Source organism: Luteitalea sp. (genome assembly GCA_009377605.1).
Classification (GTDB): domain Bacteria; phylum Acidobacteriota; class Vicinamibacteria; order Vicinamibacterales; family Vicinamibacteraceae; genus WHTT01.
The window spans coordinates 24487-34551 of record WHTT01000015.1 but is presented as its reverse complement, the minus strand read 5'-3'; the positions used below and the strand labels follow the sequence as shown (position 1 = coordinate 34551).

Sequence of the window (10065 nt, the reverse complement as noted above, 5' to 3'; positions counted from 1 at the left end):
CCCGAACGTGACCGTCGGGTTCTATGCGGACAACAGCCCTGGTGCCGGGACTAGCCGCATCCTGGCCGTGCGCTCCACGTATCGCCCGACGCGCTAGCGTGACGGCCTGTACGGGCCATCGATTTCCCAGGCACCTTCTGCACGGTCCCGGCCGCATGGACGAGCTGGGCTCCTCGTTGGATCGTATTTCTACGTACCCTCGTAGTGACGCGCAACGCAATCTTGGTGTTGACTTGCTTCCTGAGCTCGGGATCGTATGAAGCAACTGTCGATCGGCTTACCTCGGCATCTTTTCTCCTTCTCTGTCGTAGTGGGACTACTCGTACCTTTCCTTGCCCGATTGCCGAGCGTGCCTACGCGTGGCTGGGAATGGTTTGCCGATTATCTTCCTAGCGTCGGTGGCGTTCTTTTCCTTTCCGCATTCAATTTGATCCCGGCGGGCGCACTGTATGGGCTGGGAACATTGAGCAAGCACGCTCCGCTCGCGTTCTGGTTCGCGCTGTCCGGAGGGTTGGCCTTTCTTCTATGGGCGCACGGCACGCTGAACTTGCGGTCTAGCTCAACGGCTGGGATCGCGTTGATGTTCATTCCAATATTGGCCACGGGTGCAGGGGCAGCAGGATGGGTCCTTGGACGGCTCGCGCATGCAATCGTCAAAGACGATCGTCGCCGCGCATGGATGGCCGGCCTCGCAATTGTCATTGCCATTGCCGCAGGAGCGGGCGCTGGCATTTATGGATCGAGGTCCATTGCGGAGCGAGAGGCGCGGTTTCCAGTGGTTGCAGTGAAGGACGTGCCGTTGACGAAGCGCGGAGTTCACCCGTGCTGTCCCCTTGGTAGAGTAGAAGTCTTAGCGCTCGGCAACTTCGATTCAAAGCCAGGAAATGACATTGCGGTACTCGGAACTTCTGGCGTTGCCTTGCTGAGCCCCCTGAATTACACGGTCAAGTTCAAGGCAGCCTTCGCCCACGAGTCCTGCGACGGCTGTGTCCATATGTACCCATATTTGGTGGCAGACGGAAAAGGCGGTCTACTCGTCGCCTCCAGCGCTGGCGTATCCGACAGTCGTGGACGCTTGCTATGGGCGTTGAAGGCTACAGGGTTCTCTCGGCTGGTGCCGATTCGCGTTTCTCCCGGCGATCTAACTTTCTTCTCGTATCAAAGCAATGATCGTGCTGACCTTCACGGCCCGGACGGCAAAGTCTTATGGAGCATCAAGCTGCCAGTATCGGATGTCGGCGTGTACGTGGCAGCCGATGGGACCCGATTCCCACTTGCAATTACTGGATATGGCGAGTCGCGGGAGCTCAGACTCTATGACAATGCAGGTAATCCTAAGAGGACGATTCATCTTCCTCAACGGACCTCAGAGATTGAATCAATCGCTTGGCCAAAGCCAGGCCATTTGCTTGTGGGTGGAGGCAGCCGGATTGGAGTATTGGACCCGGACGGGAAGGAAGTACTAAGGCACGTTATTCAAGGCACATCGTTCAACCCCTACCATGGACCGGATGGCACTGCCGTGCGATTCAATACGACCGACGAACCCTATCTTGCAGTGATGAGCCATGGCAGCTCAGGATATGCACGCTCAGTGCTATTGCTGTTCGACCCCAAGGGCCGCCTAGTCTGGCAAGAAGAAATAGATAAAGTCCGTACAATTCTCGCAGCACCACGATCAGATGGACAAGGCGAGGTGCTGTTGCTTGGAGGTATGGACGGAGTCGTGGAATACAGCCTCACTCGGACGCCAGGAAAACCTTGACGGTCAAGCGATGAATTACACGAGAGACTGATAGAATCCCCGCGTGTTCGCCGATACCGCGCTCGCTGCGCGCATCGATCGTGCGGAGGCTCATCTCCTGGCGGGCGCCGCCACTGCCGTGCGCGAGTCGCGGCCTGATAGCCGCGCGCTCGTCCTGCCCACTGTCGGAGGGCTGGCTGTGTACGTCAGCCCGAGCTCTCCCGCGAACAAGCCTGGAAACGATCGAGCAGGAATGGCACGCGCGCGGCGAGGCCGTCCGCGTCGAGCTCTGGTGTCGCCAGTCTGGCGCTCCGCGATGGGCTCGCGCAGGTCGCGGGCGCCGCAACGCTACCGGCGTTCCGCGGTCGCGGCGTCCAGACCGCGCTCCTCCATCGTCGTCTCACCGATGCCGCTGCCGCCGGCTGCGATCTGGCCGTCGTCACCACTGCACCCGGCTCGCGATCGCAGGCCAACGTGATGAGGCGCGGCTTCATCCTGCTCTACACGCGGGCGGTGCTGATCAAGCCTTGGGATGAACGGTAGTCCATCGCGCCGCCACGTGCGGCCGCGCTGACGTCTCATCGTGGTGTGGGAGCGGACATCCCGCGAATCCCGATGGCTTCCATCTGCGTATCGCCTAGATCTCACAAGCGCGATGAGCATCGACACTTCGATCGCCGTCCTGGAGGCATTGCTCACATCGGAGCTCATGGACATCGCCGTGTTTGCGGACGACGACCACCCCATCAGCCTGGCGCGCTCACTCGGGATCCCGCCGGAACGGCTCCAGCGGGCGACATGAAGAACCCCGTTGCGAGCCCGTTCACATCCTTCTGTCAGAAGGCGTTCGACTTTCTCCACGAGTCTGGGGTTCGCCATCTCGTCAACCGATGTGGACGCAGGTGTCCTGTGGACGGACCTGATCGCTGCAACCGTTGAGCAGGGCAGGACCTTCCCGGTGTTCACGGGATACCTGTGGCCTTGACCTGAGCCGATACGACCTTGCCGAACCCGCCGATCTCAAGATCCATGGAGGTGACCTCGGTTGGGGGAGCGGGATACAGCCCCCAGAAGACCACATCGGCGCCGCCGGGTACAACGCTGGAGTCTGACGGTTCGTAGACGCCGACGAAGTTCCCCAGGTAGTGCAGGTACATCCCGGCTTCCGGGGCGTGGCAGATGCTGTGGCGGCGCTGGGTCGTCTTGTCGGCCAGGGTCAACCCTTCTGGTGCCTGGCTTATGGAGGGCATAAGTCCACTGCCGAAGGTGAGCTCCAATGGAGCGGAGGTCGGGTTGGTCACCGTTACCCGGGCGAGGACGTAGCCCGCGCGCCGCTCGAGGCTCTCGGCACTGACCTGGAAGCCGGCCTCGACCAGATCGTTCTGGAGCTCGGCAGGTTCCAACGTCGGGGGACCTGCCGGGGTCAGCGTGCCGAGACGCACCTCGACCCGCCGGTTTTGGGCCCGCCCGTCCGGGTTGTCGCTGCCGTCGGGGTTCTGGTTCGTCGCGACCGGCTTGGTCTCGCCGAAGCCAACGGTTTCGTAACTGAACCCGTCACCGAGCTCGGCACGCAGCCCGTCTCGCACCGACGCTGCGCGTTGCTCAGACAGGGTCTGGTTGGAGGCATCCTCGCCCACGCTGTCGGTGTGCCCCTCGATGGTGACTGTGCCGCTGCGACCACTGATCTCCTTCCCGGCCGTGCTGATCGCCGACTGCGCCTCTGCGGACAGCTTGGCACTGCCGAACTCGAACAGGAGGTCGCTGGGCAGTCTGAGCTCGACGACCGACTGATCCGACTCCCCGTCTCCACCTTCGGTGCGGCACACGAGGGGCCCGAGCATGCGGCGCTCGGGCTGCGGGCCTCTCAACACCGGGTCATCCTGCAGCGCGCTCGCGCCCTGCGGTTGCACGGGCACGATCACCGGGAGCAGACCCGCGACCATGACCAGCATCTTGGTGGTCTCCGCAGGGGGCGCTGTGAACATCGCGGTCACGATGACCGACCTGCCGGGCGGCGCCGGCTCGTGAGAGCTCTCGCTGATCCGCGAGTCGTTCCCCGATTCCGGCAGCACGCCATAGGACGTCCCGCGGGGCAGATCAGCGAGCAGCACCTTGGGCCCCAGCACGTAGATGTCCACATCACTCGGGCGGAGCGTATCCTTCGTGCCGTTGAAGAACTCGAACTGCAGGGCGAGCTCGTCCTCACCCACCCGCACCAAACGTATGTTCCGGCCTTCAATCGCGAGTGCGCTCGCTGCCGGTTTGGCATCCACGCCCTTGACGGGGTTCTTCGGCTTCGGCTCCGCCTCCGTCGCTGTCGACGGCTCGGCACGCTTCACCGCGGGCTCTTCCGACGACCTTGCTACCGGCTCGCTCGGCTCCTGCCCGCTGGGCGAGCACGCCGCCAGCGCCAGCACCAACGTGATGCCGTATGCGGGCCGCAGACGACGGACCTCTGCCGCACCGCGGAACAATGACACGCGCTTGCTTCTCATGGTCTCTCCATCCGGCGGCCCCAGCGCTGTCAGGCGCCCGAGGAAGCCGTCCGAGCCGATCGCCGCGGGCCGAAGGCGACAATACGCTCACGGCGCGACGTCCGCGCAGATCGCGTGGGCAAACACTTGCCAGTCGTTAGGTGTGCCGGACCCCACTTCATGCGCCACTACGGCCCACCCGCTCCCATCAAGGGCGGGACGATTGATGATAAGCGCCACGTTGGTGTCATTATCCCCCCCGAACCCGGCGCCGCCACCGATCACCACCTTGCCGGAGGGACAGACCGCTTCGATGAACTTGCGGTCAACGCTGTTGATAGCGGTCGACTCCAAGACGATCTCGTAGCCGGTGACCCCGGGTCCCGCCGGCCCTTCTGGTCCGACCGGCCCTTCTGGACCCGCTGGCCCCGCCGGTCCGGACTCGCCCTGCGTGCCCGGCAGCCCTTGCGGGCCGAGGGGGCCTTGCGGGCCGAGGGGGCCTTGCGGGCCGACTGGACCCTGCGGTCCTGGCAAACCCTGCGGTCCCTGATGATTCCAGCTCACGGGATACTCGTTCGACCGGCACGCACCGGGGTCCTCGACAATCCGAATATCCCCATTGCCGAGACCAAGCAGGCCTCGGCTCGCGCAGGCGTGAATCACCTCATCGGTTGGCTCCTGCGCCGCAGCGAAGGCCACGCCCCCGCCTGATACCACCCCAGCGAGCAGCCCCATGGCCACCGGCACTCGACCCAACCAACCCGTCGATCTCCAGGTTCGCATCTGGTCCTCCCTTCGGACGAGAGGACGTGAGGGCGCACGAGACGCCTCGCGTCAGGTCCGGTTTCGGTCAAGGATTCGCCACGTTGCGGCCGGTGTCACTACGAAGGTACGTAGCAATCGCACGCGCCCCATCAAAGGACCGCTTTGACGCCAGTGATAAGGAGCGCCGCGAAACAACTATTCGGGGTCGACGGGTTAGCTGAAACTCGGGCGAGGAGAGTCGCGATAGGGCAGGTCGAGCGCGCGATGTGCAAGGACAAAGACGGTGCACGCGGCCGCGAAAGCCAGGTCGACCAGCGACGACGCGCGGGGGTCAACAGTCTCCAGCACGCGCATGTTCGGCTGGGCAAGCTGTGGCAGCTGCGCTCGAAGCTTCAGGAACTCCGCGTCGATCCCTGTTCGTGATACAGGACGGAGACGTCCTGCGGCACGAGGTTTACGGCCTGCAGGATCGCGACGCGAAGCGCCAGGTGGACGAGCGGACGATCTATCACTGGGCGTCGATCACGAAGACGTTCACGGCGATCGCGATCCTGCAGCTGCGCGATCGCGGCCTGCTGGCACTCGAGGATCCCATCGTGAAGTACGTGCCGGAGCTGCGGCACGCGCACAATCCCTTCGGTGAGATGTCGGCGATCACGATTCGGCACCTGTTGTCGCACAGCTCCGGCTTCCGCGATCCGACGTGGGGCTCGTGGGGCGGCGACAAGGCGTGGCACCCGTTCGAGCCGCCGTCCTGGAAGCAGCTCGACGCGATGACGTGGTCCTGAAGCGCAGCTCGCTCGAAGAGATGTTCCGGCCGCAGATCGCGGGGCCAGAGCCCGGTGTGTCGCTCGGCCTCGGCTACTTCCTGGAGCGCCGCGACGGCCTCGATCTGATCGGGCACAGCGGCGAGCAGAACGGCTTCATGTCCCACTTCTTCGTCCATCCCGCCTCGCGCGCCGCGTTCATCGTCGCCTACAACACGAACGCAAGCTCACAGGCGAATCCGGATCGGCCCAACACACGCCGGCTGGACGATGCGATCCGTGATCACTTCGCGCAGCGGGTCTTCCCGGCGCTTGCCGCGTCGTCGTCGACTGCCGCCCGCTAGACGCAAGAGCTCGTTCCGGCCGGAACGAGTTGCCACGGGTCGACTCACGCCACCGATTCCTGCCACGGACAGAGATTCCTACGTACCTACGTAGTGACGCGAACCGGGACGTGGCCCACCATGGAGCCCTCGAGTCGCGGCGACAGCCGCCCTGACTGACACCTGGGTAGACGAGGAGGATCTCGCGTGAGCACGTGGATTCGACGCAGGAACGATCGGCGAGGCCCGAACCGGAGCCTCTTGATCTGGTTCGTCGTCGCGGTCGTGGTGGTCGCCGGCATCACGGCCGCAGCAGTCGCCCAGTCCACGACCGACGTGGAGGAGATTCACGCATGCACGACGACGCTCGCCACGAGAATCGTCGTCGCCACTCAGGCGTGCTACGCGTGGGAGAAGCGCGTGACGTGGAACCGACAGGGGGAACCCGGCCCGCAGGGTCCTGCTGGTCCTACCGGGCCATCGGGCCCCGCCGGCGCGGCTGGTCCCTCGGGCGAGCAGGGTCCTGCCGGTGTCGACGGTCCTGTGGGACCGCCCGGCCCACCCGGGCCTCCGAGCAATGGTCTCGATCCTTTGCGGGTCGCGTTGCTGCGGTGGTACGGAGGAAATCAGTCTGGCGCCGAGTTCAGCGTCGGTGAAATACCGCGTGCCATGGCGTTCGATGGAGCCAACATCTGGGTCACCAACTACGGCGACCACACGGTCACGAAGCTGCAGGCAGCCGATGGTTCCGTTCTGGGCAGCTTTTTCGTCGGCCTCAACCCCGAAGGCGTGGCCTTCGATGGCGCCAACATCTGGGTGGCGAACTCAGGCAACGACACGGTGAACAAGCTACGCGCATCCGACGGCGCCGTGCTCGGCCCCTTCCCCGTCGGAGTGAGCCCCCAGAGCGTGGCCTTCGATGGTGAAAACGTCTGGGTGACCAACTCGGGCAGCAATACCGTGACGAAGATGGGGGCGGCCAACGCCAACCTGCTGGGCACTTTCAACGTCGGCGACCAGCCAACAGGCGTGGCCTTCGACGGGGCCAACATCTGGGTCGCCAACTCCGGTAGCGGCACAGTGACGAAGCTGCAGGCGACCGACGGCACCGCACTCGACACGATTAGCGTCGGCCTCAACCCTGAAGGCGTCGCCTTCGACGGCAGCAACATCTGGGTTGCCAATTCAGGCAGTAACACGGTGACGAAGCTGCGCGCGGTCGACGGCACCGTGTTGGCCACGTTCAGCGTCGGCGGCTTGCCGCGAAGTATTGCCTTCGACGGAGCCAACGTCTGGATCGCCACCCTCTTGGACAACACGGTGACGAAGCTGCGCGCGGTCGACGGCGCCGTGCTGGGTACCTTCACCGTCATCTCGGCACCAACAGGGGCGCTCGGCCTGGCCTTTGACGGTGCCAATATCTGGGTCGCGAATTCTGGCAACAGCTCGGTGACAAAGCTGTAGAGGCAACGCCACCAACGCCAATCTGAAGGTCCTGCACCGCGCGACACCGATCTGCAATTAGGCGCGTTGGGCGTGCCGTGAGGTGACCGCGCTAAGGAGGAAACGTGCAAGCACACATGACAACAGCCGTGAAAGCCGCGGTGACGAAGATCGTCGTGGTTGGCCTGCTGGCCGGCGCGACAGGTGTCATCGGGGTGACCCACGCCGGTCAGGGCATCGACACCCCCAACGCCAAGGAGGTCCAGGCGGTCAGCCAGATCGAGCCCGGAAGCCCGGCCGCCGTCGGCCTTCCGGTGACCGTGACGAACGCGCCGGCCGAGCCCGTCCCCGTAAACGGGGCGGTGCGCGTCGACAATTTGCTCGCAGCGCCCACGCGACAGAAAGTCATGCAGGGCAGCGCCTACCTGGCGGACGTCGAGCTGGTGGACACCAACGGCTTTGTCTCTGAGCTGTCCGGTCACTACGCGATCAGCAGCGCCGCGTTCAGCTTCCTACCTGCCTCGAGCGCCACGCGGTACGTGACCGTGCGTCTGGTGGTAGACGACTGCCAGGGCAGCATCGTATCGACGGGCTTTAACGTGGTCGTGCCATCGTTTCACACCGTGCAGCTCACCTATCCCGTCCCAATCGTGTTTCCCCTTACACCGGAAGCCGACCCCTGGTGCCTCAGGGCACAGCTGGTGGATCCCGTGAACGGGCGCGGCACCGTCGGAGCGACGATCACCGGGTATCTGCTCGACTGAACGCAATCTTGGCGTCGACGTGTTTGCTGAGATCGGGATCCAGGACGGTATCCTGCGCGCAATCCTGCTACTTGTGCAGGAGATCCACGATCGCGCCCACTGCGGTGCCGATGCCCGCGCCTGCGAGCACCCCGACTGGGGTCGCGATGGCGGAACATTCACTGTCGTTGCCGTCGCAGATGTTCTGCGCCCAGAGGAACCCACCGGCGGCGCCGACGCCGGCCCCTATCAGCACACCGTTCCAGATGGAATCACGCTGGCGGACCTGTGGGGGCTGCCGGCGCGCTGGCGGCAGCTCGACGATAGCAAAAGTCGAGGGCGCCGCGGATCGTCGAAGTCCCTGACGGATGCGGCGATAATCTGGCGCGCCCTCGTCGCCGTGCGCGGCGATTGAGCCTCCCAGCAGCATGCTGATCACGATCGTGGTGATGAATGTCTTCATGATCGGGAATGTGCAATCCGGCCTGCGGGAGGCTCACGACAATTGATCCTGAGCGCGTCGCGTGGCAGCGGGTGTTAGCCAGCACGGCCTCTGCTCCGGGCGCTTAGGAACAATGGCAGCATCGAACCCGTCCCACGCCGATAATGCGGATACTCATCTCCGAACGCCGACACCAAGTGTGTCTCCTCGCGCGGAATGACAACGAGGCGAACGGCGATCAGGGCGATCACTGCCCACAGCAAGATGAGCCAGCCTCCTGCCATCAGACCAATGCTCGAGAAGAGCACGACCCCCGTCGTGTACAAGGGATGACGAACCCAACGATAAGGGCCCGTGGTGACGAGTTGATGATCGTTCTTCGTGAGTACCGTCTCGCTGACGTTTATGAAAAGACCTACGTACCTTCGTAGTGACGTGATGTGGCACGCACGGGCAAGCTGTACTGGTCCGTTGGAATCGTCCATGCCCGACCAAGCCCCCGACCAAGTCCCCGACCAAGCCCCTGGCACCGAGCCGCTTCCCCGCGCCGTCCCGCGCATCCGCGTGGCCATCGTCGAAGACCAGCGCGAGATTCGCGAGTCCCTCGCCACGCTGCTCGACAGCACGCCCGAGTTCCATTGTTCGGGGGCCTATCGCTCCATGGAGGCAGCCCTCGGTCCGCTCCTGAGCGACCGGCCTCAGGTCGCGTTGCTCGATATCGGACTGCCCGGGATGTCCGGCATCGACGGCGTTCGCCGTCTGGCCGCCATCGCGCCGAAGATTCTGTGCGTGATGCTCACCGTCTACGAGGATGACGCACGGATCTTCGAGGCGCTCTGTGCCGGCGCGTGCGGGTACCTGCTCAAGAAAACGCCGCCACCGCAAATCCTCGACGCTCTGAACGATGCCGTCGCTGGCGGGGCGCCCATGTCACCAGACGTGGCAAGCCGTGTCATCACGCTCTTTCGCGCCGTCCGGCCGCCAGCACAGGCCGACTACAACCTGACACCGCACGAAATCCGCGTCCTCCGCCTCTTTGCCGACGGCTACAACTACAAGACGGCCGCCACCGAGCTCGGCGTCACCGTGCACACGATCTCGTTCCACCTCCGCCGCATCTACGAGAAGCTCCAGGTCCACAGCAAGACCGAAGCGGTCGCCAAGGCGCTGCACCATCGCCTCCTGCGGTGAACGCGCAGCGGAGTGGCCAGGACCGCGGGAGCGATTCGGGCCGCTCGCATCGGACGAAGATTCCTACGTACCTACGTAGTGACGCGAACCGGGAGATGGTCCACCATAGCGGCACTCGAGTCGGGGTCACTACGCAGGTGCGGAGCCAAGCGACAACGGCCGTGAGGTCGTGC

The 10065-nt window shown here is 64.3% G+C and carries 11 protein-coding genes and 1 pseudogene (1 of these 12 only partly in view); 8 read left to right on the top strand and 4 right to left on the bottom strand.

All coding sequences use genetic code 11. The features are described 5' to 3' along the window. From GEV06_07170 to GEV06_07160, 3 genes and pseudogenes are all read left to right on the top strand, one after another. Window positions 1-54, top strand: partial view of a cupin domain-containing protein gene (locus GEV06_07170; protein MPZ17674.1) — the 3' portion only. The gene continues 705 nt to the left of window position 1, outside the view; only the last 54 of its 759 coding nucleotides appear in the window; its start codon lies beyond the left edge, outside the window; it ends in the stop codon at window positions 52-54. A gap of 202 nt (window positions 55-256) precedes the next feature. Then, window positions 257-1765, top strand: coding sequence for a hypothetical protein (locus tag GEV06_07165; protein ID MPZ17673.1), 1509 nt, complete (start codon window positions 257-259; stop codon window positions 1763-1765). Window positions 1766-1808: 43 nt separating this feature from the next. Beyond that, window positions 1809-2287, top strand: a pseudogene (locus tag GEV06_07160) (hypothetical protein). A 419-nt stretch (window positions 2288-2706) separates the two neighbouring features. Here GEV06_07160 and GEV06_07155 read toward each other — a convergent pair. Beyond that, complete coding sequence (locus tag GEV06_07155; protein MPZ17672.1) at window positions 2707-4239, bottom strand: OmpA family protein; 1533 nt, start codon at window positions 4237-4239, stop codon at window positions 2707-2709. A gap of 87 nt (window positions 4240-4326) precedes the next feature. After that, window positions 4327-5001 (bottom strand): hypothetical protein, encoded by a 675-nt coding sequence (locus GEV06_07150; protein ID MPZ17671.1) that lies wholly within the window; start codon window positions 4999-5001, stop codon window positions 4327-4329. A 248-nt stretch (window positions 5002-5249) separates the two neighbouring features. On the opposite strand from GEV06_07150, the gene GEV06_07145 reads away from it, so the two are divergent. The 4 genes from GEV06_07145 (at window position 5250) to GEV06_07130 (ending at window position 8280) form a co-directional block, all read left to right on the top strand. Continuing rightward, on the top strand, window positions 5250-5771 hold the full coding sequence (locus tag GEV06_07145) for a serine hydrolase (protein MPZ17670.1): 522 nt from the start codon (window positions 5250-5252) through the stop codon (window positions 5769-5771). Then, complete coding sequence (locus GEV06_07140; protein ID MPZ17669.1) at window positions 5714-6094, top strand: hypothetical protein; 381 nt, start codon at window positions 5714-5716, stop codon at window positions 6092-6094. The genes GEV06_07145 and GEV06_07140 overlap by 58 nt, the downstream gene beginning before the upstream one ends. A gap of 570 nt (window positions 6095-6664) precedes the next feature. Next, the gene (locus GEV06_07135) at window positions 6665-7537 is read left to right on the top strand and encodes a hypothetical protein (protein MPZ17668.1); all 873 of its coding nucleotides are present in this window, start codon (window positions 6665-6667) and stop codon (window positions 7535-7537) included. 116 nt (window positions 7538-7653) lie between these two features. Then, entirely contained in the window at window positions 7654-8280 is a 627-nt protein-coding gene (locus GEV06_07130) for a hypothetical protein (protein MPZ17667.1), read from the top strand. A gap of 67 nt (window positions 8281-8347) precedes the next feature. Here the strand turns inward: GEV06_07130 and GEV06_07125 are convergent, their stop codons facing one another. Both GEV06_07125 and GEV06_07120 read right to left on the bottom strand, forming a co-directional pair. Next, window positions 8348-8722, bottom strand: a complete 375-nt coding sequence (locus GEV06_07125) for a hypothetical protein (GenBank protein ID MPZ17666.1) — start codon at window positions 8720-8722, stop codon at window positions 8348-8350. A 74-nt stretch (window positions 8723-8796) separates the two neighbouring features. Next, the gene (locus tag GEV06_07120; protein ID MPZ17665.1) at window positions 8797-9273 is read right to left on the bottom strand and encodes a hypothetical protein; all 477 of its coding nucleotides are present in this window, start codon (window positions 9271-9273) and stop codon (window positions 8797-8799) included. Here GEV06_07120 and GEV06_07115 point away from each other — a divergent pair. Then, complete coding sequence (locus tag GEV06_07115) at window positions 9185-9892, top strand: response regulator (protein ID MPZ17664.1); 708 nt, start codon at window positions 9185-9187, stop codon at window positions 9890-9892. The genes GEV06_07120 and GEV06_07115 overlap by 89 nt on opposite strands. Window positions 9893-10065: the final 173 nt, after the last annotated feature.